Genomic DNA, 21,477 nt, shown 5'->3' with positions numbered 1-21,477 from the left:
TTTCCCATGTCATACGAATTTTCTGTCGATCACCGAGGCCTCTTCGAAGAACGCACAGGTCAGTTTCTGAGCTTCGGGCTCCCCGTCTCGGATCTCGAGGAACTGCGCGCGTCCATCAACTCGACGTGGGCCGACGCGCCGGGTGGTTGGTCGTACGAATGGTCCGCGCTGGCAGCAAAGTACTCCGCCGACGGCAATCATTCACTCGCGGCGATGATCTACGGAATCGCCAAGTTCCCCGTCCTGGCCAACGAGTCGCGACGTCGGGCCCTGCAGAATCAGGTGGACGAATACGTCAAGGCAGCACCGGGATTCGGGCTCGAATTCGAGCGTCGAATCCTCTCCCTGCCCTACCGATCCGGCGAGATCGAGCTACCGGTACACATCCTCTCCGTGGACGGAAGGTACGAAGACGCACCCGTCCTGTTGCTCAGCGGCGGCGTCGACGGCTGGAAGATGGACATGCATCCGTTGGCCAGTGCGTTCGCGAAGAATGCCGGAGTGACGGTAGTTGCTTTCGATCAGCCGGGAACCGGTGAATCACCCGTTCCTCTCGATGCTTTCGGCGACGAGGTGATCGACGGGCTCGTATCGACGGCTCGCGCTCTCGGCAACGGGCAGGTGGCGCACCTGGGAGTCTCCTTCGGTGGCAACTTCGCCGTGCGGTCGGGACTGACCGGCGCGGTCGATGCGGTGATCAACATCGGTGCACCGGTCAAGGGTGCGTTCGAGACCGCGAACGCGGAGCGCCTGGTCTACGGTATGGGCGACATCGTCGGTAACGCACTGGGTTTCGATGCACCGGCAACCAAAGAGGCGCTGGTGCAGGGTCTCCGGGCCTTCGATCGCAGTGACTTGATGGCCGCCGACGACGGCCGGACCCCGATGCTTGTGGTCAACGGGGCCGACGACGTTCACATTCCGCTCTCGGACACGACACTCTTCGAAGAGCGTCCGAACACGCAGGTACACGTCATCCCGGATGCGGGGCACTGCGCAGTGACCAAGCTGCCCGAGTTGACGCCGATGATGATCGACTGGCTACGAGATGCCCTGTCAGGAACCGCTCCACGAACCGGTCGATGACCCGCCGCCGAAGCCGGCAAACCGATACGTCGCGAGAACGGCCTTGTGATCGGTCGGCCACGGCGTCGGCGAAGCGATGAAGTTGTCCTGGGAGTTCTCTTCCACTCTTTTGTTGTGCACGATGGTCTTTCGTGGACCGACGATTCCGACGGCCCCCAGCTTCAGGTCCGACGCGCGGTCGGCGAAGATGTAGTCGATCCGATCGCGTTCGTCTGCCTCGGGTGCCCAGGTGAGCTGTGAGGTGTCGACGTCGGGATTGTCGGACGGCCAGGTGAAGCCCGGGTGTGTGGCCGGGTTCGGGTACTTACTGCGGTATGCATCGACGAATCCGGCTCGGTCGAGCAGGCGGGTGGATTCCCACGGAATGACGACACCGTTGTGGTCGAACAGATTTCGCGTGCCGTCGGTCCAGTCCAGGGCCGACGGTTCGTTGAAATCGCCGCCGAGTATGACGGATCTGCCCTTGGCCCGTTCTTGTGCTGCATCGTCGATAAACGTCGAAATTGCCTTGGGGCGTCCCGAATTGACGTTCACGCGCTGAACCGTCTCGGGATCCGTGACGGGGCCGGACGGCATCTTGTTCCAGCCGAACTCGGAGAACTCGCCAGGTTTGGGAACGCCCGCGCCGTATCCGCGGGGTAGGTAGGTCGCGTAGGACGTGTACGCCAGATGAGCCGAGTAAGCAGCGATTTGTTTGCCGTCGACCGTCACGACTGCCTTGATCATCGAGTTCAGCTCGGCTGTTTCCTCGATCGGAAACTTGGAGAGAATCCCCACGTCGGAGGACGCAGCTCCGTAGAAGGTTGTTCCTGATTTGGTCAGCATGTCGGCCAATGCAGTTGTAGCAGTGCCGGCTTCCGACAGGAGAACTATCGACGCCTGGGTCGAAATGATCATGTCGGCGATCAGCTGCAAGCCACCGTTGATCTTGGTTCCGCCGTGCCAGGTATTGAGCGAGAGCACTTTGATTTCCTGCGCGGGACTCGCCCCCGCGACGGAAGTATTGGCACCCAATGTAAATGCGCCCGCGGTGACTGTGCCCGCGGCTACCGCCATCGCCTTGACCATTTGGCGGCGCGTCAATCCATTCATCAAATCCCGGCTCTCGTTGTTGTGTGCTCGAACCCCCGGAAGATGATTACCATCGCTACCTAAACGGACAGTTAACCAATTGCAAAATGGCAGATTTCCACAGAACGCCGTGCGGGCAATAGTCTTCTGATCGTGGTACTCAGTGAGCGTTTCCCCGGTAACAAGACCTTTGCAAAGGTTCGTGTCCTGCCGCCGGTGGTGAAACTGCTCCTGCTCTCGATGGTGCTGTTCAACATCGGGTTCTACCTGGTTGTCCCCTTTCTCGCGGTGCATCTTTCGGAGGATCTCGGATTCGCGGCCTGGGTTGTCGGCCTGGTCCTCGGGCTCCGGATGTTCAGCCAACAGGGCATGTTCTTCATCGGTGGAAGCCTCGCCGACAGGTTCGGCAAGCGCCCGATCATCCTGCTGGGTATAGCCGTTCGGGTGGTCGGTTTCCTGATGCTCGGACTGGCCGAGAGTATGGCCGCCGTCATCGTCGGCGTGCTTCTGGTCGGTTTTGCTGCCGCACTCTTCGCGCCCGCGGTGGAGTCGGCCAACGCGGATTACGGACGCGAACTCGAGTCCGCCGGAGTTATGCGTCGTACCGATTTGTTTGCGGTGGAACAGATGTGCAGCCGACTGGGAACCGTGATCGGCCCGGCGCTGGGTGCCGCACTCCTGATGTTTCCGTTCTCGTGGACGGCGTCGAGTGCGGCGTTGCTCTTCGCGATCATGTGGGTCGGGTTCTTCATCTGGTTCCCCCGGCCCGGTGATGCACACGAGGGTCAGGTCTCGACCTATACGCTGCGTGACGTCTGGCGAAGCGTGCTGACCAACAACAACTTTCTACTCTTCGCGACGCTCTGCAGTTTTCAATTGGTTGCGTACAGCCAGCTGTACCTGATGCTTCCGGAACAGCTCGAGCGCGGCATAGGTTCACAGTCGGCGCTGGGGTGGTTCTACGTGGGTGCAGCGGTCTTGGTGATCGTCGGGCAGGGGCCGACGGTCGCGGTCGCCCACCGCATCGGGCATCGACGCGCGATCACCTTCGGGCTCGTGCTGATTTCGGTATCGTTCCTGGTTCCGCTGGCCACCGGCGTCAGCGCCGCAGCTTCCGCGCCGACCCAGATAGTCGGTCTTGCGGTGTGGATCGGGCTGCTGCACCTGGGACAGATGTTGATGGTGCCGCCGATGCGAGACACCATCGCGATCCTCGGTCGCGAAAGCAATCTCGGAGCGCACTTCGGCATGCTCAACACGATCGGCGGTCTGCTCGCACTCCTGGGAACCGTGGGAGTCGGATTCGTATACGACCTCGTCGACAACGGCCACGCAGCGCCGGCGTCACCATGGGTGATCGTTGCGGTCTGCGTGGCCGTGTCGGCTGTGGTGTTGTGGGTGTGGTCCGGTCGAACGAAGGTTATCGACCCGCGATCGTCTGATTGATCTTTGCTACGAAATCTTCCAGCACGAACGGAATGGTGAGCGGATTGGGCATGGACACCGCGTCACTGACGATGGGGTCCAAGCTGATCAGGCCGCCGGTCTTGACCACGTTCAGATTGGTGAACGCCGGCTGCGTCTCCATCTCGGGACGAGCCTTCTCGTAGTTGTCGAATAGCAGGTAGTCGCACTCGAGGAGGTCGTAGTTCTCGGCGGAGATCTCGTAGTTCAGTTTGCCCGCGAACCGATCCTTCAGTGCGGCAGGCGCCGTGAACCCCAGTTGCGTGAGCAGCTGAGCGCGCGCTGCCTCGGGGCTGAACGCTCGAAGATTCCCGTCACTCCAGCGAATGACGAGAGCTGCTGTCTTGCCCTCGAACTGGGGGTTCTCCGCGCGGGTACGAACGATGAGGTCCTCCACTTGCTGGACCTCCTGCCGTGCCTGCGCGGGAACACCCACAGCGGTACCGATGCGGGTCGTGACCTCCTGCCAGGGCAGAACCCAATCCGTCTGATCGGCCGCGTGAAGCACCGTCGGCGCGATGGCGCTGAGCTGCTTGTACAGATCCTCGTCGATCGCATTGTTGACGGCGATGATCAGGTCAGGCGCTGCGGCCACGATCGTTTCGATGTCGAAATCGGTGGTGGCGTTGGCCAACGGCGTCGGCTCGGCGCCTTGAACTGCCGAGTCGGCCCAGACGCCGATTCCGTCGTCGGTCGATCCCTTCCACACCGGGACCAGGACAGGTGTCAGCCCGAGGGAGAGCAGTACGTCTGCGTCGCCGATACCGACCGCGGCGATGCGGCTGGGTGCTTGCTCGACGGTGGTGGAACCGAACTTGTGGTCGATGGTCACCGGGAAGGCGTTGGCCTCGGCGTGACCACCTTCTGTGCCGGGAGTGGATTCGTCTTCCGCGCTGTCGCCGCAGGCAGCAAGGGCAAAACCTGCTGCCGTGGCGAAGGTGACGGACAGCATGGCACGGCGGCTCAACATGGGGTTCACGGCAACCTCGGGTTTCATGGTTATGGGACCCTAACCATAGTGGAGTGGTTGTGTCCGCAGTGTTTGTTAGTCTCCGCTCATGACGGCGGTTCTCGACTACACATCAGCAGGACCGTTCACCCGCGTCGACGGGGTGGATCTGCTCGCCATCGAGCCGCTCTCCGCCGATCCCGTGGACATTTGCCGGGTGGTCCCGTACCTGGTCGTTCAACCCGCCGATGCGCAGTCGCTGAATCTGACCACCGACCGATTCGACGAAAACCAGATCCGGCCGGCAAGTGTTCTGCTCGAAAGGCTGCTCTCGCTCGATCCCGCACCGGTGACCTCCGCCCGAGAGCCCGACAAGAGGGTCGTCGGAACCTGTCGGCACTTTGCCGTTTTGAGTTGTGCGTTTCTGCGCTATCGCGGTTTTGCCGCGCGGGTCCGCTGTGGTTTTGCCACCTACTTTCAATCGGGACAGGGCGTCGACCACTGGATCACCGAGTACTGGGACGACGCCGGCAAGCGCTGGATCCGCATCGACTCGGAGATCCTCGGACAGAACGTGCTTCCTCACGCCCACGATCTACGGCCGGGAGAATTCCTCAGTGGCGGCGAGGCGTGGTTGGCGTATCGACGCGGCGAGATCGACGCCTCCCAGTTCGGGGTGTACGGAACCCAGAACTGGGGAGCCGCCGAGATCCGCGGCAACGCCGTGAAAGACCTTGCCGCGATGAACAAAGTCGAAACCCTGCCATGGGACGAGTGGGGCCGCATGACCGACGCCTACGACGGAAAAACCGGTGCGGAGTACGACGTACTGCTCGACGACATCGCCGACGTCTGCGCCACTGACGATCCCGTGGCCGTGCGAGCGTTGTACGAGCACGAGGATTTACGCGTGCCGGAGAAGCTGCTTACTTTCTGAGAGACTGGCCTGCATGAATCAGGAGCACCGCCAACTCGAGTACGGACTTCGATTCGACTGGGGCCTGCGTGGCGCCGAGGCGATCGCTGCGGGAGTCGATACCGCCGTCGTGATCGACGTCCTCTCGTTCACGACGACGCTGAGCGTCGCGGCCGACGCGGGAATCGACGTACTTCCCTATTCCTGGAACGACGAGAGTGCAGTCGACTACGCGCGTGATGCCGATGCGGTCCTGGCAGTACGACGAAGTGTGGCCAGGGAAGGGCAGATCAGTCTGTCTCCCAAGACGATTCGCGAGGCCGAGGCGCCGAGTCGGCTGGTACTGCCTTCGCCGAACGGGTCGACTATCGCGTTTGCGTTGGCGTCCCAGGTTGCGGTGTGTGTCGGCGCTTCGTTGAGGAACGCTTCCGCCGTCGCCGATTGGATTGTGCACGAGCATGGTCCGCGATCCCGAGTGGCCATTGTCGCTTCCGGGGAGAAGTGGCCCGGTGGAGAGTTGCGTCCTGCGGTTGAAGATCTGTGGGGCGCTGGTGCTGTCGTGGCCGCACTGACCGCGGCCGGCTGGGACGGCCACGTATCGCCCGAGGCGCGGATGGCGGCGGATGCCTGGGCGGCGGTGTCGGATTCGTACGAGGACCACCTGCGGGACTGTGCCTCAGGACGCGAATTGATTGTCCTCGGGTTTCCACACGACGTCGCCATCGCCTCGGAACTCGACGACAGCGACACCGTACCTGTTATCGAAGATCGTGTGTTTCGAGGTCAGCGCACCGGGCGTCGGTTGAACAAACTCCGCGCCCAGAGGTAGGAGAGGAGAGTGATCGCGACGCACCATCCGATCGCGAGGAGCGCGTTGTTCCCGATCGCTTCGCCGAGAAGCAGTCCTCGAAGGGTCTCGATGATCGGAGTGAACGGCTGATACTCGGCGAACCATCGCAACACGGTCGGCATCGAGTCGGTGGGGACGAATCCGCTTCCCAGGAACGGTAAGAGGATCAACACCATCGGGAGATTGCTTGCCGTCTCGACGCTCTTGCTGACGAGACCGAAGGCAACGGACAACCAGATCATGGCAATGGAGACCAGGACGAGGAGGGCAAACGTCGCGACCCACTCCACGAAGCCTGCCGTAGGCCGGAATCCGACGGCTATCGCCACGGCGATGACGACTACCAGGCTCACGATCGTCTGAAGGAGACTGCCGAGAACATGACCCGTCAGGACGGACGTACGCGTGATCGCCATCGTGCGGAATCGTGCAATGATCCCCGCGGTCATATCGGTTGCGACAGAGATGGCGGTACCCTGTGCCGCTGATGCCACAGTCATCAGAATGATCGCCGGTGCAACGTAGTTGACGTACTCGGCTCGGCCACCACCGCCTGGTCCGAGTCCGTTCCCGAGTGTCCCGCCGAGTACGTAGACGAACAGCAACAGAAAGACGACTGGCATCCCGACAAGCATCACCGTCATCGACGGATATCGAAGGATGTGTCGAATGCTGCGACGCAGCATGGTTTTCGAGTCCTGATAGGCAAGCGTCATGGTGGTCATCGCGCGTCGGTCCTTTCGGTGGCGGTCAGAGTCAGGAACACGTCGTCCAGGTCGGGTGTGTGCACCGAGAGTTCCTTGACGTCGATCGAGTGAGCGTCGAGTTGGTCGAGAAGAGAACGTAGTGAGCGGACACCCCCGTCGCTGGGGACCTGGAGGACATAGGCGGCATCGTCACGTGAAGACCCGTCGAAAACAGCAGCAGCAGAATCGAGTTGGTCTCGATCGAAGAAGTGAAGACGAATGTGGCCGCCAGGGATGCGTCGTTTGAGTTCCGCAGCAGTGCCTTGGGCGACTATCCGTCCCTGGTCGAGGACGGCGATGTGGTCTGCCAGCTGATCGGCTTCCTCGAGATACTGCGTCGTGAGGAAGATGGTGACACCGCCCTTGACCAACTCCCGGATGATCTGCCACATGGTGCGTCGACTCCGGGGATCGAGGCCGGTGGTGGGTTCGTCCAGGAAGATGATCTCCGGTCGTCCGATCAAGGTCATTGCCAGGTCGAGCCGTCGGCGCATTCCGCCCGAGTAGGTCGAGGCCAGCTTCTCCGCGGATTCGACCAGGTCGAACTTCTTCAGGAGTTCGTCAGTGCGCGTTCGGCGTTCATCCTTGCCGAGATGGTGAAGGTCGGCCATGAGGAGAAGGTTTTCCTCGCCGGACAGGTAGTCGTCGACCGCCGAGAACTGTCCGGTGACGCCGATGCGTGAACGCACCGCGTCGGGATCGTCGGAAGGGTTGTACCCGGCGATGCGAATGTCGCCGCCGTCGGCGGGAACGAGGGTCGAGAGGATTTCCACGATGGTGGTCTTGCCGGCGCCGTTGGGTCCGAGGAGCGCAAAGACGGTTCCGCGGTCGACGGAGATGTCGATTCCGTCCAGTACCGTCTTGTCGTCGTAGGCCTTCTTCAGGCCCGTCGCGGTGATGGCTGGTTTGCGGGACATCAGCGTTCCTTTCGCTAGATCTTCTTGTTGGATTCTTCTCGAGGCTCCGAACGTCGAATGACGATGTCGCCGTAGCTGGTTTGTGCCCGGACGTCCACTCGGCGTTCGGACGACGCCGGACCGTGTGTGGCATTCATCTGGTTGTCGACACGACCGAAGGATGTATGAGCGTCGAATCGCGCGGCCGTTCCGGATCGAACACCGATATGGATTCGTCCGGCGGCCGTCTTGGCGGATACGACTCCACTCTCGATGCTCTCGAAACGAATGTCGCCGTTGGCAGTTGCGGCGCTCGCGTCGGACTCTGCGTGTTCCACGGCGACGCTGCCGTTGGCGGTCTTGGCCTTCAGCGCGCCGGTGATCGTGCCGATGTTGATGTCGCCGTTGGAGTTCTTGACCTCCGCGTTGCCGTCGACGCGGCCGATGCGGATGCTTCCGGACCCGGTGCTCGTGTCGATGTCACCGGCGACGTGCTCGACGGTGATCGCCCCGGCCCCGGTGCTGACGTTGAGCGGTCCGGTGGTGTCCAGGGTGCAATCGCCGGCCGAGACCTTCACGCGTGAGCGGCCGAGGGTGCCGTCGGTACGCAGGCTGGCAACTGCGGCAGTACCTTCGAGTCCCGAGCCGGAGGGGAGCTGAACGGAGATGTCGACAGATCCGGTCTTCCCGAAAATTCCGAGGCCACGCTGTTTCGGAGTCTTGATCTGCAGCCGGCCAACTGCGAATTCGACGCGCGTTTGTTCGGCGACTCGAATGTCGACCTCGCGAGACGAGTTGCTGGGCAACACTTCCACGACAGTGTCGTTGCGGTCGCTCGCTGCGATCCGGATGTGTCCGACTGCTACGTCGAAGTTCAAGGTGATGGGGTCAGGTGTGCTGTATGTGGGCATGGTGATACTCCCGATGAGGTTGTCTCGGTTGATGAAAGGGGTCGAGCGAAAGTTGGATCCGGTGTCAGTGCACCCAGCCGGTGAAGCTCTCGGAACCTTGGGATGCGCGTTGTCGCGGAGAGCTTCTGTGTGTGCCGCCTTCCAGAGCCGTCGCGGCCGAGCGAACCAGCCACGCGTTGACGGAGATCCCGGCTTCCCGGGCCGCCGCCTCGATCCGGTCTTTGAGGTCTTGCCCCAGCCGCAGGTTGATTCGAGTCATCGAGGCGTCGTCGGACTCCGCGACGGGGCGCGGTGCCGGAGTCGGTTCCTCTTCGACGGGGGCCGGAGCCGGTTCACTGATGGCCGGTGCCACGACGAATTCGGGTTCGCGTCCCCGCAGGCGCAGGTCCACCGAGCCCGGTGCGAGGTCACGCGTGATCTCGGCAGCCGCTGCGGACAATGCGTCGAGGAGGGTGAGGCGCACTGCTGATTCCAACGGTGCGGTCAGACGATCGGCGAGTGCCTTTGCGTCTTCCCCGCCCGCTTCGGCCGCCACCGCGAGTTCGTGGCGAAGGTTGTCTACGTACGGTGTCAAGTCCATGGCACCACTATGGCACCACTTTGGTGCCATGACAATAGTTTGATGGCACATTCGTGTGGATTTGATGAGAAGTGGCAGGTCATCGAGGTGGTTTGCGGATCGATTCTCGGCAGACTGGCACACTTGTAAGGGTGAGTCCTGCCGAAACCAAACGTCGCCGCCGTATCGTGCTTTGGATTGCCGGGGTGCTCGGCTTCGTCATCGTGGTCGGTGCGGTTGCCGTCGCAGTCGCGCCTTCGCGGTATCTGCCCTGGGACACCGCCGAGTTCCCGACGGTCGATGCCGGTGTGGTGACTTCGGATCAGGCTCGTGTGCTCGACCTACTCCGATCCGAGCACGAGAATGACCGGCCGGGCACCTTCTATTCCGACGGTATCGACGAAGAGTGGTGCGCAGACTTCGTCAGCTGGATCATGAGGGAAGCGGGTCGACCGTTGTCGAACCCGAACTCCGGAAGTTGGCGCATCCCGGGGGTGTACACGTTGCAGGAGTACTACCAGGGGATCGGCGCGTACGCCGAGAACGGCAGTGGGTACACACCGAACGTGGGTGATGTGGTGATCTACGACAGTTCGAGATGGGTCGGCCAGCACACCAATATCGTTGTGGCAGTGGATGGTGACTCGGCGATCACGGTCGGCGGCAACGAGTTCGGCAAGGTGCGGGTGCATGATCTGGACTGGCAATCCGACTCTGCCGTCGTGGGATTCGGAAAACTTCACCCCTGATCGTTGCGGTTCGGGGCCAGCGCGAACCATCGAGCTGATGCACGTGCCTCGCCGCCGGCGTCGATGTGCAGCGTGTTCGTGCCGGTTTGCACGCTCACCTGCTCGCCGCTCTTGATTGGCTGGGTGTACTCGAGGATTGCGCGAAAGGGTCCGCTTCGTAATTCGTCGGGCAGCACATCTTCGACGGGTTGCCAGTAGATCGCGTTGTTCACGTGATCGAAGGGGTCGAAATCGCTGGAGCGTAACGGGAATGGCGTCTCCGTCGAAGGTGTCGTTGTGGATTCCGGGTCGATCCACCGACGCCAGTGGAGATGCTGGTCCACGGCCGTCGACGCAAGAGCGGCGGTGAACTTTTCACTGATGGTGGCCGGCATTCCCGTCTTCGGATCGATGTTGATCCAGAACGCCTCCGTTTCGATCAATCCGCCGCCGTCGGACCTGATGCGAACTCGCATCGAACACCACTTGCTCGACAGGCCGGAGCACCAACGCTGCAAATGAACTCGATCCGGCCAGACGACCGGTTCGAATACGTCGATCACCGTTCTTCGTACCATCCAGAGCGGATGGGTATCCATGGCGCCGCGGTCGACGAGGTTGTCGAAGCCTGCGTCTTGGAGGTAACGCGCGATCGCGTCGAGGCGCAGGCTTCTGTCGGTGTGAATGTCTCCTGTTCGCACCGGCCACGAGACTTGGAAGACGCTGCCGGTTTCCGGCAGCTCCGGCATCGCTGTGTGATCGTCGGCTTTTGTACGGTTCATCGGATGCGGGCTCCCGCTGGTCGAAGTCTGGTCGGTGTCGTTCCAGGCTTGCGTTACCCGATGGCTGGATCTTGAACCATTGGAGTTCACTGTTTTATGAATACAGATTTCGATGTACTGTCGTTCGTATGGATGTCGAGGGCATGAATGTGGTGACCAATGTGGCGGTGCTTGCGAGGTTCGGGCATGCACTGTCCGACGAGACTCGAACACGGATACTGCTCGAGCTGAAGACCGCGCCCCGGTATCCGTCGGACCTCGCCGACACGCTGGAGGTGACCAGGCAGAAGCTGTCCAACCATCTGGCCTGTCTGCGCGGTTGTGGCTTGGTGGTGGCCGTACCGGAAGGGCGTCGCACGCGATACGAACTCGCCGACGCACATATCGGTCAGGCGCTCGACGACCTACTCGGGGTCGTACTCGCCGTGGATCCGTCGTACTGTCCGGACAGCGAATCAGAGGGGTGCTGCTGATGGTTGCTCCCGTTGACGGTGTCGGTTTCTCGACTGCCCGACGAGCGCTGTTGTCGAGAAGAATCCGCATCTTCGTGGCGATCACGATCAGCTACAACGTCGTCGAGGCGATCATTGCGCTGGCGGAGGGCACGCGGGTGTCGTCTGCGGCCCTGTTCGGGTTCGGTCTTGATTCCGTGATCGAAGTATCCTCGGCGGCAGCGGTTGCCTGGCAGTTTTCGGCCCCGGATCCTGCGAGCCGGGAGAAGACGGCGCTACGCGTGATCGCATTCTCGTTCTTCGGGCTCGCTGCGTATGTCTCGTTCGACGCGATTCGGTCGCTGTTCGGTCTGGGGGAGGCCCAGCACACCACCGTCGGAATAGTTTTGGCTGCAGTCAGTTTGGCGATCATGCCGGCCCTGTCCTACGCGCAGCGCCGAGCCGGTCGGGAGCTGGGTTCCCTTTCGGCGGTCGCGGACTCGAAGCAGACTCTGCTCTGCACGTACCTCTCTGCGGTCTTGCTGGTCGGTTTGCTGCTCAACTCGGTGCTCGGCTGGTCGTGGGCGGATCCGATTGCGGCACTGGTGATCGCCGTCATCGCGGTGAAAGAAGGCATCAACGCGTGGAAGGGCGATCCGTGCTGCCCGGTCGTGGCTGCGGCCGAGAAAGGTGACGAGTGCGACTGCTGCTGAGTGAGCACGGTTCTGTCGAGTCAACACACTCTGCGCTGCTTCAGCAGAGGGTTCTCACTCGACAAATGAGGTGTCAGCTTCTGCGCGATCTTTGATGTGCGCGGCGCGTTGCTCGAGAAGGCGTCGCAGATACGGGCCGACAGCCAACCTCAAAGCCAGGTGTCCGAGCACGCCGAAGGGGGCCGTGACCGTGAAGCGGTCGTGCATCCGCGTCCACCCGCCCGGCTGAATGTCGAAGACGTGCTCGTGCTGCATTGCGGTAAACGGGCCGCGAACCTGCTCGTCGGTGAACGAATACGGGCGGTTGTACTGCGTGATCCGGCTTGTCATCGAGAATCTCCACCCGAAATGCCGAGCGGTGAAGGACACCTCGTCGCCCTCTTCCAGCGCTGGTCTACCCGTACTCGTCACGGCCACCTCGTCCGTTTTTCGGAGCGAGGCCGAGTGTTCGTCCATGTCGAGTTCGAGATCGAAGATCACCGCAGGTGGAGCGTGGATATCGGTGATCACGACTACGGTGTGCTGCACAGTGCCAGTCTGCCAATGTTGGTTTGCGACGCCGGCAAGCGGGTACGGGCCGATGACCTGCGGTTCATCCGCGACGGGTGATGCTTTCGCTTTCCAGCCCCTCGAGACTGAGTAAGGGAAGTGCATTCTGTCGAAAGGAACGCTGATGACTGCTCCACCGCGGGAACCCGCGAATCACCCTGTCCGGCAGGGTTTCGCGGTAGGTACGACGTTTGCAGCAGCGATTCTGCTGCTCACCGCAGGCATTGTCGCTCTGCTTCAGGGCATCGCGGCCGTCGCAGACAACAATCTGTTTGTCGTGGGTATCAACTACACGTACAAGTTCGACATCACGACGTGGGGTTGGATCCACATCATCTTGGGCATCATCGGGATCGCGGTGGCTCTGGGCCTCTTCACGGGTGCAGTGTGGGCCAGGGCGGCGGCAATAGTCATTGCGTCGCTCTCGATCATCGCCAACTTCTTGTGGATGCCGTACTACCCGTTGTGGTCGATCCTGGTCATCGCACTCGATGTCGTTGTGATCTGGGCCGTCGCTACTTGGGATACAGACAGAGTCTAGGCACCGAACAACTCGAGGGCAGTTGGTCCCGACCGAATCGACTCGGTCGGGACCATCGCTCGTGCCCGGAAACGATCCGATGGACGGTCGGCTCGGATCAGTCCGGGAGCCTTCGCAGTTCGGCGACGGTCAACCCGAGGGAATCGAGGCGGGCCATGATGCTTCGCATGGCCGTGTGGTCCGCGACGGGTCCGTACAAACTGGTGAATCCGCCGGCCGCACTGGCAACACTGAGGTCGGGAAATGCGGCCTTGACACGGTCCGACACTTCGCCGTCGATGAGGAATTGATACCGAGTGGGAGCATTCATCAGTGTCCGCTCCATTTCGTAGGGCCGTGAGGTTCGGACCCGCCCCGCGCCGAGTCTCGAAATCAGGTGTCGTCAAGTGCAATCGGCGTCGCTGCTCGATCCAGGACTCCGCATCCGTGAGATCCAGTCTTACTCGCGCATGCTCCTCGGGCTTCATCCCCTACGGGTGAATGTCGCCACGGTTCTGTTCATCCTTTTCGTGTGAGGCTGCGCAGGTCCCCCGCCCCTAGTGTCGACCGGGAGAGAGAAGAGGTCGGCATGGGATCTGTCATCGGGGATCTGTTACCCCTCGCGGTCGGCGTCGCGGTATCGCCGATCCCGATCATCGCTGCAATCTTGATGTTGTTGTCCAAGCGAGCCGGCAGTACGAGCGTCGGGTTCGCTCTGGGCTGGATACTCGGAATCGTTGTCGCCACTGTGATCTTCGTGCTCTTGTCCAGCAAGCTCGGCGACTCCGAAGGTGATCCGTCGGCGACGGTCTCGTGGATCAAGCTGGCGTTGGGAGTGTTACTTCTTGCGTTCGGAGCAAAGCAATGGCGCGGACGCGGAGGCGAACACGAAACCCCGAAGTGGATGCAAGCCATCGACGACATGACCGCTGCCAAAGGCCTCGGCTTGGGCTTCGCTCTGGCTGCGATCAATCCGAAGAATCTGATGATGTGTATCGCGGCCGGAATCTCGATCGGATCCGCCTCGCTTGGATCCGGAGAAGTTGTTGTCGCCATTCTGGTTTTCACGATCATCGCGGCCTCGACAGTGTGCGTGCCTGTGATCGGTTACCTCGTTGCCGCGGAGCGACTGCGCGGTCCGCTGGCCAAGCTGAAGGTGTGGTTGCAGGACAACAACGCGACGGTGATGAGTGTGTTGATCCTGGTTATCGGTGTTGTTCTCATCGGTAAGGGCATCGGCGGTCTCTGACAACTGGAGGTAGTTATGGGATCGTTGCTACTGCAACAGATCCCGCTGGCGCTCGGGATCATCATGAGCCCGCTGGCGGTGGTTGCCGTTGTTGCCGTGCTCTTTTCCGAACGAGCGCGAATCAACAGCATTGCGTACCTGATCGGGTGGTATCTCGGAATAGTTGTCGCGCTGGCCGGTGCGTACCTCATTTTGACGGCCCTTCAAGTGCACCAGCGAACTCACCCCCCGTTGTGGGTGCCCATCCTCCATCTCGTTCTCGGCGCGACTCTGCTGGCGGGAGCCTGGTTCGTCTATACACGCAGCCGCCGCGGAGTCCAGGCCATGGCGGCGGCCGTCGCACCCGGCGACGTGGTCGCCGCCGCCCCGCAGCTGCCGAAAATGCTCCAGTCGGTAGAGCATTTCCGGCCGATGCGATCAGGGGCGTTAGGTTTCGCGCTGTTCGTCTTCAACCCCATCGACATGTCATGTGCCATCGCCGCCGCCATGAATCTGCGGCTCAGCACTGTGGAACCCACGTCGCAGATCGTCTCGGCCGTGATCTTCTCGCTGGTGTCCGTGACCTCGGTTGCGGTGCCCGTCGCCCTCCTTCTGATCAAGAAGGACGAGGCAACCGAACCGTTGCAGAAGATCCGCACCTGGATAGCCACCAACACGCACTTGCTGAACGTCGGGCTTCTCGTCCTGATCGCGGCGATGCAGATCAGTAAAGGGGTGCAAGGACTATGAGTGCTCCGCAAACACGGACGTGGTGGGTCTTCGGATCGCTCTCCGACTACCAGCGCGGCTGGCTCCGCCCCGACATCATTGCCGGCCTCACCGTGTGGGCCGTCCTCGTTCCCGAAGCGCTCGCGTACGCCACCATCGCCGGAGTTCCGCCGGTAGTCGGGCTCTATGCTGCAGTTCCGTCACTGATTCTGTATGCAGCAGCAGGTAGTTCGCGACACCTGATCGTCGGGCCGATGTCGGCGACCGCAGCGTTGTCCGCGGCGATGATCGCGCCACTGGCTTCGGGAAACGACGGCCGATTCATCGCGCTGTCGGCCGCATTGGCAATCGTGACCGGGCTCGTGGGTCTGCTGGCAGGATTCATGCGCCTCGGCTTCATCGCCTCCTTCATCTCCGAGCCGGTTCTGAAGGGATTCATCGTGGGTCTCGCGCTCACGATCATCATCGGTCAAGTACCCAAACTCCTGGGCGTGGAGAAGGGGGAGGGAAACTTCTTCGTCCAGGCGTGGACAGTGGTGAAGGAACTGGGTGAGGTCGACGGACCGACGGTGATCATCGGATTGCTCAGCCTGGCAATGGTCCTGGGCGTCAAGCGATGGCTTCCGCTGGTACCGGGTTCGCTCCTCGTCGTGCTGCTGGGCATTACCGCAGTCGCGTTGTTCGGCCTCGACGATCGCGGCATCGACATCGTCGGGCACATCGACTCGGGACTGCCGTCGATGGGTCTGCCGAGTGGTGTGGGAGCCGAGGACTATCTCGATCTGGTCGGACCGGCAGTCGGCGTTCTGCTCATCGGATTCGCCGAAGGTCTGGGTGCTGCAAAGACATACGCGGCCAAGGCGGGGTACACGATCGACGCCAATCGTGAACTCGCTGGACTGGGTGCGGCCAATCTCGGATCGGGTCTGTGCTCCGGAATGGTGGTCAACGGCAGCCTCTCGAAGACCGCTGTCAACGGGGGCGCGGGCGCCAAATCTCAGGTCAGCGGACTGGTGGTCGCTGCACTGACACTGTTGACACTGCTGTTTCTGACCGGCTTGTTCGAGAAGTTGCCGGAGGCGACGCTCTCCGCCGTGGTCATCGCCGCCGTGATCGAGCTGGTCGATTTCTCCTCTCTCGCAGCGCTGTACCGGGTCTGGACGAAGAGGTTGGGCAGCATCTACGGCCACGCCGCGCGGGCCGATTTCGCCGCAGCGATCGCGGCGATGTTCGGAGTTCTCCTGTTCGACACCTTGCCCGGTTTGATCATCGGAATTGCCGTCTCGATGTTGCTGCTCCTCTATCGAGTCTCCAAACCGCATGTGGCAGCTCTGGCCAAGGACGGCACGCGCTGGGTCGACGCCAGCGGTCACCCCGATCTGAGGACACTCGACGGCATCGTGGTGGTCAGGGTGGAATCCGGGCTGTTCTTCGCCAATGCCGATCACGTGCGTGATCAGATCACCGGCCTGGTGACCGCGGGGACCACGATGGTGGTGCTCGACGCCGAAACGTCACCGTTCATCGACGTCAGCGCGGCCCAGATGTTGGCTCAGCTTCGAGACTCGTTGGCTCGCAAGAACGTGAGCTTCCGTGTAGCCCGAGACATCGGACAGTTCCGCGACGTTCTGTCCGGTGCTGACCGGGGCGCGCTGAAGGTCGACGTCTATCCGACGGTGTCGCAGGCGCTTGCCGGTGGAGGCGGCACGTCAGCGTGAGGTTCGCAGCCAGATGCCCAGCGGGCCGGAATCTTTGGCCACCGATCCGACGATCGACGACGCGACAACCACGATGGCCGAGAAGACGAACAGCCAGCCGATGACGGTGAACATCACGCCCAGGAGGCCGAACTCGTCCTGAGAGGTCTTGGTCATACGGGGCAGGAAAAGGGTGCCTGCCACGTGCAGTCCGCTCAGACCCGTCGCGGTGAGCAACCCGGACCCGACGCACATACGAGTGGTCATGCGATTAGCGGTCAACAGCATCGGCACGGCAGTCCAGACGAGCGCCCACACCACGTAGACCGCAACAAATTCCAGGAGTCTGCCCACCCCCGGCACACCGTTCAGTTCTCGGCAGAGGGCCGCCCCGACCACCGATGTCGCCACGACGAACACGACCGCTATCCAACGCCACGCCTGACGAAGCGTCGCAGTCGGCACGCTCCAGATGCGCCCGTACATCCGGCCGAGAGCGCGAGCGTAGGACGTGGAACTGATCAGCAGCATGAGCAAACCGACGATTCCGAACGCGGCCGCAGTGGAGGTGTTGATGATTTGGGCGTCGGGTAGTTGGACCCCGAGGTCGTCCTTGGCGGCGTCGGCCAACGGCTTCAGTTTCTCCAGGGTGGACGCCGCGATCATGACCGGGAGCAAGGACGTGAAGGCTTGAGCTGCCAGAGTCATGGCGCTGTCGACGAGACCGACTTCGAAAACATCGACGGTTGCATCGGTCGCCAGGCGACGGCTCGGTGTGCGTCTTGCCCACACCATCAAGCGATCGCGCGAGTCGGAGTACAGCTTCGGGAGCATGGAAGCAGTCTTGCTCAGATGAGACCGCCGCGTCGCGCAGCCTTGAGCGCGTCGCGTCGGTTGCTCACTTCCAACTTGCGATAGATCCCGCGAAGGTGCGTCTTGATCGTGTTGACCGAGAGGAACAGCGTGTCGGCGATCGACTCCGTGGTGTCTCCCGAAGCCAGTTCGCGTAGCACGGTGTACTCACCCGGGGTGAGGATCGGCGCACTCACCAGCTCCTGTGGGCGTACTCGATTGCGTACCTGTTCGGCAAAAACTTCCTGATCTCCGAAATGTCCACTGAACTCGTCGAATATCGGCCGCAGGGCTGTTCCGTAGTCGAGGAAGGGCCGCAGGAGGCCACCGGTTTCTGCGGCGTGGAGAGCTTTGTGAAGAGAGCGAAAAGACTTGCGTTCGTGACCTGTTGCGGCGTGGATCCCCGCCTCGAGCGTCCAGGCGTAGACGTGATGCGCAAGCAGCGGCGCTTCGGAGGTTGCGAGAGCTTCGGAGACTTCGGCGAGGGCTTCTGCGAACTTGTTGGCAGAGAACGCGACGGCACCTCGTGCGAGATGTATTTCGGAGGTCTCGCCGAACCGCTCGGCCGCATCGCGTACGAGTCGGCCGGCCCATTCCACTTCGCCGACCGACAAGCAGGCGTTGACGACGGGCGGTAGGAGAGCGAGGGTCGCCATCGCGAAGGTGCGTAGTTCGACAGCACTGAGCATGGCGTCGCGAATGTCGGCGGCAGTCGACCGTCGGTCGGCCGCGTCGTCGAGGCCGTGAAGCCCGAAGGTTACGACGGTATGCCAACCGAACACTGGCGCGCTGGCGCCGAGAACGTCTGTGCTCCGGTAGTTTCCGATGGTGGGGATGCGGTACGGAAGATCACCCGTGGCGCAGAGGTACGCCGCGAAGGCGACCACCGACGCGGACAACTCGTATTCCGCTGTCGTCGTGATTCGGTGTTCGATCGCGTAGTCGAGAGCGTAGGTGGAATGCGCTCTCATCGCCCCGATGTCGCCGCTGAGGGAAGCGACATACCCCAATCCGGTCAGTGACTTCAGGACGAATCGCGACCGGCCCCGTAGTGCCCCGAGGGCTGCGGCCTGGGTGTACTCGACAGTCGCCTTTTCGAACTCGCGCCGGAGCAAGTGCGCCGTCGCCAATTCGAGGTGCACGTACGCCTCGACGTCGGAGTGGGTGCTGTTCGGGCGTCGCTGCAGGCGTGACACCAATGGTTGGTTGTCGGAAGTTGCCGAAACGCAGGAGATTTCCAGGCTCATCGCCAGGAACAGCGGATCGTCTGCAATGGGGGGATGAGTTGCCTCGAGGAGGTCGAGACATGTCGTAGCCGAGGTCACGTCACCGGAATGGAGGGCGGCCGCTGCCAGAATCAGTCGGGTGATCGGGGATTCCGAGACCTGCGTCGGGGCGGATTCGAGGACTCGCACGACGTCACCGCTGTGACCGTCGAGCACGAGCCCCAGCCCGCAGCGTTCGAGAAACGCGAGAATGCGGCACGGGTCGCCGATCGATATCTCGAGTTCGAGCGCCTCGAGTTCGAGATGATGGCTTTCGTACCAGGTTGCTGCGCGCACGTGTGCGCGCTTCCTCTCGACGTGATCGACGCGGCGGAACTCTGCCCGAAGGTGTTCGCGCAGTAGCGGGTGATAGCTGAACCAGGTCGTGTGGTCGGCGGAATCGGTACGGGTCACCGGAAAGTTGAACTGAATCAGAGAGTCGATCTCGGATCGTGCGTTCGAATCGGTCAGAGTTTCCGCCAGTGGAGCGGAGAACGAATCGACTATCGATGTCCGCAGCATGAACGAGGTGATGTGTTCGGGTAAGGATGTCAGCACTTCGTCGACCAGGAAATCGGCGATCGGCCGTGGTGTGTGCGTGAATTCGTCCAGCGCGTCGGCGATGTCATTGCGGCCGGCCAGAAACGCTGCGGTGAGGCGAACGACAGCACCCCACCCCTTGGTGAAGTCTTCGACGATTGCCAACTCGTCTTCGCCCAACATGATGTCGTATTCACCGAACATCGTAGTGATCTCGGACCGGTCGAAAGCGAGATCGGTGGATGCGAAGCGGGTGAGTCGGCCGTCCAGAGCCAAACGATGCCACGTGAGAGGTGGTTCGTATCGTGCGGCGACGATGATCGACAGATTGCCTGGGGTGTGAGTGAGTATCCGATCGAGAAGACTGATCGACAGTGGATCGTGAAGTGTGTGAACGTCGTCGAGGATCAGCGTCGTTCGACGATCGTGCGTTTCGAGAGTTTCGGCGAAATGCGCGAGCCATTGCTCCACCGGTCGCCTGGATCCCGTTTGCGCGGGAAGCCTCCGGCCGGTCGGATCGATAGGCGTGGCGATTGCTTCGGCCAGGGATTCACACAGCACCGAAACATTGTTGTCGCGCTCGGCGAGAGTCAACCAGGCCAGGTCCGCATCGGGGGAAGCGCGAGAATACTCGCGCGCCCAATCCGCCAGCAGCAAGGTCTTCCCGGCACCGGCCGGGGCGGACAGCAACCCCACGGGTCCAGGGCCGACGCCATCGGCAGCGGTGGACGCGGTGAGTTTGCGATGCAGGCGCGGACGCGGGACCAGTCCTTTGACGGCCGACGGCGGGTGAAAGCGACCGTTGATCGGGGCGCCGGGCACGCGCGCACGCTCACCGCGCGAAGACGCGTCGAGCGTCACTGCAGCGGCATCACGAAATGGGCTGCTCATCCGACTCCTGTTCGACTGGCTCCACTGGACGTGACCGCTGGATCGAAATTTTGAACGAGTTAGATGATGTGAAACTACCCAATTCGGACACCAAATAAGCGCCCAAGTAAGAAATTCGGACCAAAGTCCCTGATTTAGCGAGTCTTGAGTTCGATCTCCACGAAGACGGCTTCCGTACCCGACGCGTTGGTGACGTCGTGCACCGTGCCCGCGGTTCCCTGGTACGACAGGCCAGGAGTTTGAGTCATCTCGCGGGTGGAACCATCGGCATCGGACACGACGAATCGGCCGCCGGTGACCGGCACGACGATGTAGTCGTACTCGTGTCGATGGCGTCCGGTGGCACTGCCGTCGGCCGGAAAGCGCCACGAGGTGACGCGCACACGATCGTCGTCGAGACCGATGGTCGGTTCTGCTGCGCTCATGTGTCCTTCTGCTCCTTCGGTGTGACGCCGTGCAGAAGTATGTCCGGCATCCGTTCGACGAGGGGAGCGGAGTCGTTTTCGGGCATCAGCATTCTCAGGACCATCGTGCCGCCCACGATGAACAGCATCGTTGCCTGAGCGTCCCGCATCGCGTCGGCATCACCGCCGCCACGGTTCAGCATCTGCGCGAGCATGGCGATGCCGGGGCCACCGAACTCCGACCACAATGTCGACGGCAGGTCGCCGCGCTCCGCGAATGCGGAAAGCAGGCCGGGTAGTGCAGCCTTCACCTCGGGCTTTGCAAAGAGTTCCAGGGTGTAGTTACACGAGGCCCGTACCCATTCTTCGGGATCTGTGGCGTCTGCGACGGGCGGAGACTCGTCGACCCAGCCGAAGACTGCTTCGAAAACCAGGTGAGTCTTGGACGGCCACCGACGGTACAGAGCGGGCTTGCCGACGCCTGCGCGCTCGGAGATCGCCACCATCGTCGTCTTGTCCCAGCCGACCTCGGCGAGCAACTCGCGTGCCGCGGCCAGGGCTGAATCACCGATGGCGGGATCGCGGGGCCTTCCGCGTAGCCGTTCGGTGTCCTCGTCCGGGGTGACGTTGTCTGGGGTGACGTTGTCCGGGGTGAGGTTGTCTGGGGCGACTTCTTCGAAATCCATTGTGAATAGCGTAA

At 62.0% G+C, this 21,477-nt stretch carries 24 protein-coding genes; 11 read left to right on the top strand and 13 right to left on the bottom strand.

What is annotated here, in order from left to right; translation table 11 throughout:
- Positions 1-6 precede the first annotated feature (6 nt).
- Entirely contained in the window at positions 7-1,086 is a 1,080-nt protein-coding gene (locus ACZ3J7_RS27245; RefSeq protein ID WP_298781659.1) for an alpha/beta fold hydrolase, read from the top strand.
- On the opposite strand, the gene ACZ3J7_RS27240 is transcribed toward ACZ3J7_RS27245, so the two are convergent.
- A complete protein-coding gene (locus ACZ3J7_RS27240) occupies positions 1,057-2,178 on the bottom strand; it encodes an endonuclease/exonuclease/phosphatase family protein (RefSeq protein ID WP_298781662.1) in 1,122 nt (373 codons plus the stop codon). The genes ACZ3J7_RS27245 and ACZ3J7_RS27240 overlap by 30 nt on opposite strands.
- A 132-nt stretch (positions 2,179-2,310) precedes the next feature.
- On the opposite strand from ACZ3J7_RS27240, the gene ACZ3J7_RS27235 reads away from it, so the two are divergent.
- Positions 2,311-3,603 (top strand): MFS transporter, encoded by a 1,293-nt coding sequence (locus tag ACZ3J7_RS27235; RefSeq protein WP_298781665.1) that lies wholly within the window; start codon positions 2,311-2,313, stop codon positions 3,601-3,603.
- Here ACZ3J7_RS27235 and ACZ3J7_RS27230 read toward each other — a convergent pair.
- A complete protein-coding gene (locus ACZ3J7_RS27230) occupies positions 3,578-4,618 on the bottom strand; it encodes an ABC transporter substrate-binding protein (protein ID WP_166809881.1) in 1,041 nt (346 codons plus the stop codon). The genes ACZ3J7_RS27235 and ACZ3J7_RS27230 overlap by 26 nt on opposite strands.
- A 61-nt stretch (positions 4,619-4,679) precedes the next feature.
- On the opposite strand from ACZ3J7_RS27230, the gene ACZ3J7_RS27225 reads away from it, so the two are divergent.
- Positions 4,680-5,507 (top strand): transglutaminase domain-containing protein, encoded by an 828-nt coding sequence (locus ACZ3J7_RS27225; RefSeq protein ID WP_095972304.1) that lies wholly within the window; start codon positions 4,680-4,682, stop codon positions 5,505-5,507.
- A 13-nt stretch (positions 5,508-5,520) separates the two neighbouring features.
- Complete coding sequence (locus ACZ3J7_RS27220) at positions 5,521-6,315, top strand: 2-phosphosulfolactate phosphatase (RefSeq protein ID WP_298781670.1); 795 nt, start codon at positions 5,521-5,523, stop codon at positions 6,313-6,315.
- Here the strand turns inward: ACZ3J7_RS27220 and ACZ3J7_RS27215 are convergent.
- From ACZ3J7_RS27215 to ACZ3J7_RS27200, 4 genes are all read right to left on the bottom strand, one after another.
- The gene (locus ACZ3J7_RS27215; protein ID WP_124567998.1) at positions 6,270-7,061 is read right to left on the bottom strand and encodes an ABC transporter permease; all 792 of its coding nucleotides are present in this window, start codon (positions 7,059-7,061) and stop codon (positions 6,270-6,272) included. The genes ACZ3J7_RS27220 and ACZ3J7_RS27215 overlap by 46 nt on opposite strands.
- Positions 7,058-7,999, bottom strand: a complete 942-nt coding sequence (locus ACZ3J7_RS27210) for an ATP-binding cassette domain-containing protein (RefSeq protein WP_298781674.1) — start codon at positions 7,997-7,999, stop codon at positions 7,058-7,060. The genes ACZ3J7_RS27215 and ACZ3J7_RS27210 overlap by 4 nt, the downstream gene beginning before the upstream one ends.
- Before the next feature lie 14 nt (positions 8,000-8,013).
- Complete coding sequence (locus ACZ3J7_RS27205; protein WP_298781677.1) at positions 8,014-8,889, bottom strand: DUF4097 family beta strand repeat-containing protein; 876 nt, start codon at positions 8,887-8,889, stop codon at positions 8,014-8,016.
- 64 nt (positions 8,890-8,953) lie between these two features.
- Entirely contained in the window at positions 8,954-9,469 is a 516-nt protein-coding gene (locus ACZ3J7_RS27200) for a toxin-antitoxin system HicB family antitoxin (protein ID WP_298781680.1), read from the bottom strand.
- Between the two features lie 131 nt (positions 9,470-9,600).
- On the opposite strand from ACZ3J7_RS27200, the gene ACZ3J7_RS27195 reads away from it, so the two are divergent.
- Positions 9,601-10,197: a CHAP domain-containing protein gene (locus ACZ3J7_RS27195; RefSeq protein WP_298781683.1), complete on the top strand. Its 597-nt coding sequence runs from the start codon at positions 9,601-9,603 to the stop codon at positions 10,195-10,197.
- Here ACZ3J7_RS27195 and ACZ3J7_RS27190 read toward each other — a convergent pair.
- Positions 10,188-10,958, bottom strand: a complete 771-nt coding sequence (locus ACZ3J7_RS27190; protein WP_298781686.1) for an acyl-[acyl-carrier-protein] thioesterase — start codon at positions 10,956-10,958, stop codon at positions 10,188-10,190. The two genes, ACZ3J7_RS27195 and ACZ3J7_RS27190, sit on opposite strands and share 10 nt — an antisense overlap.
- A 128-nt stretch (positions 10,959-11,086) precedes the next feature.
- Between ACZ3J7_RS27190 and ACZ3J7_RS27185 the strand changes: the two genes are divergently transcribed.
- Positions 11,087-11,431 carry an ArsR/SmtB family transcription factor gene (locus ACZ3J7_RS27185; RefSeq protein ID WP_235170590.1) on the top strand — a complete coding sequence of 115 codons (345 nt, stop codon included), beginning with the start codon at positions 11,087-11,089 and terminating at the stop codon, positions 11,429-11,431.
- The gene (locus ACZ3J7_RS27180; RefSeq protein ID WP_298781694.1) at positions 11,431-12,102 is read left to right on the top strand and encodes a cation efflux transmembrane domain-containing protein; all 672 of its coding nucleotides are present in this window, start codon (positions 11,431-11,433) and stop codon (positions 12,100-12,102) included. Before ACZ3J7_RS27185 ends, ACZ3J7_RS27180 begins: the two co-directional genes overlap by 1 nt.
- Positions 12,103-12,156: 54 nt before the next feature.
- Here the strand turns inward: ACZ3J7_RS27180 and ACZ3J7_RS27175 are convergent, their stop codons facing one another.
- Positions 12,157-12,630 (bottom strand): SRPBCC family protein, encoded by a 474-nt coding sequence (locus ACZ3J7_RS27175; protein WP_298781697.1) that lies wholly within the window; start codon positions 12,628-12,630, stop codon positions 12,157-12,159.
- Between the two features lie 145 nt (positions 12,631-12,775).
- Here ACZ3J7_RS27175 and ACZ3J7_RS27170 point away from each other — a divergent pair, with 145 nt between their 5' ends.
- The gene (locus tag ACZ3J7_RS27170) at positions 12,776-13,192 is read left to right on the top strand and encodes a DUF7144 family membrane protein (RefSeq protein WP_166809873.1); all 417 of its coding nucleotides are present in this window, start codon (positions 12,776-12,778) and stop codon (positions 13,190-13,192) included.
- 97 nt (positions 13,193-13,289) lie between these two features.
- Here ACZ3J7_RS27170 and ACZ3J7_RS27165 read toward each other — a convergent pair whose 3' ends face one another.
- Positions 13,290-13,502 (bottom strand): hypothetical protein, encoded by a 213-nt coding sequence (locus ACZ3J7_RS27165; protein ID WP_095972384.1) that lies wholly within the window; start codon positions 13,500-13,502, stop codon positions 13,290-13,292.
- A gap of 258 nt (positions 13,503-13,760) precedes the next feature.
- Between ACZ3J7_RS27165 and ACZ3J7_RS27160 the strand changes: the two genes are divergently transcribed.
- From ACZ3J7_RS27160 to ACZ3J7_RS27150, 3 genes are read left to right on the top strand one after another with little or no spacing between them, the layout of a single operon-like run.
- Entirely contained in the window at positions 13,761-14,420 is a 660-nt protein-coding gene (locus tag ACZ3J7_RS27160; RefSeq protein ID WP_095972315.1) for a GAP family protein, read from the top strand.
- A gap of 15 nt (positions 14,421-14,435) precedes the next feature.
- Complete coding sequence (locus ACZ3J7_RS27155; protein WP_298781705.1) at positions 14,436-15,149, top strand: GAP family protein; 714 nt, start codon at positions 14,436-14,438, stop codon at positions 15,147-15,149.
- Positions 15,146-16,846, top strand: coding sequence for a SulP family inorganic anion transporter (locus ACZ3J7_RS27150; protein WP_298781708.1), 1,701 nt, complete (start codon positions 15,146-15,148; stop codon positions 16,844-16,846). The genes ACZ3J7_RS27155 and ACZ3J7_RS27150 overlap by 4 nt, the downstream gene beginning before the upstream one ends.
- Here the strand turns inward: ACZ3J7_RS27150 and ACZ3J7_RS27145 are convergent.
- The 4 genes from ACZ3J7_RS27145 to ACZ3J7_RS27130 form a co-directional block, all read right to left on the bottom strand.
- A complete protein-coding gene (locus ACZ3J7_RS27145) occupies positions 16,838-17,659 on the bottom strand; it encodes a hypothetical protein (protein WP_124568007.1) in 822 nt (273 codons plus the stop codon). The genes ACZ3J7_RS27150 and ACZ3J7_RS27145 overlap by 9 nt on opposite strands.
- A 14-nt stretch (positions 17,660-17,673) precedes the next feature.
- A complete protein-coding gene (locus tag ACZ3J7_RS27140) occupies positions 17,674-20,373 on the bottom strand; it encodes a winged helix-turn-helix domain-containing protein (RefSeq protein WP_298781712.1) in 2,700 nt (899 codons plus the stop codon).
- A gap of 134 nt (positions 20,374-20,507) precedes the next feature.
- Positions 20,508-20,798: a cupin domain-containing protein gene (locus tag ACZ3J7_RS27135; RefSeq protein WP_298781715.1), complete on the bottom strand. Its 291-nt coding sequence runs from the start codon at positions 20,796-20,798 to the stop codon at positions 20,508-20,510.
- Complete coding sequence (locus ACZ3J7_RS27130) at positions 20,795-21,463, bottom strand: TetR/AcrR family transcriptional regulator (RefSeq protein WP_124568010.1); 669 nt, start codon at positions 21,461-21,463, stop codon at positions 20,795-20,797. Before ACZ3J7_RS27130 ends, ACZ3J7_RS27135 begins: the two co-directional genes overlap by 4 nt.
- Between the last annotated feature and the right edge of the window lie 14 nt (positions 21,464-21,477).

The sequence above is a fragment of the Kitasatospora sp. NPDC015121 genome, assembly GCF_055562955.1.
This window is presented reverse-complemented; position numbering and strand designations above follow the sequence as displayed.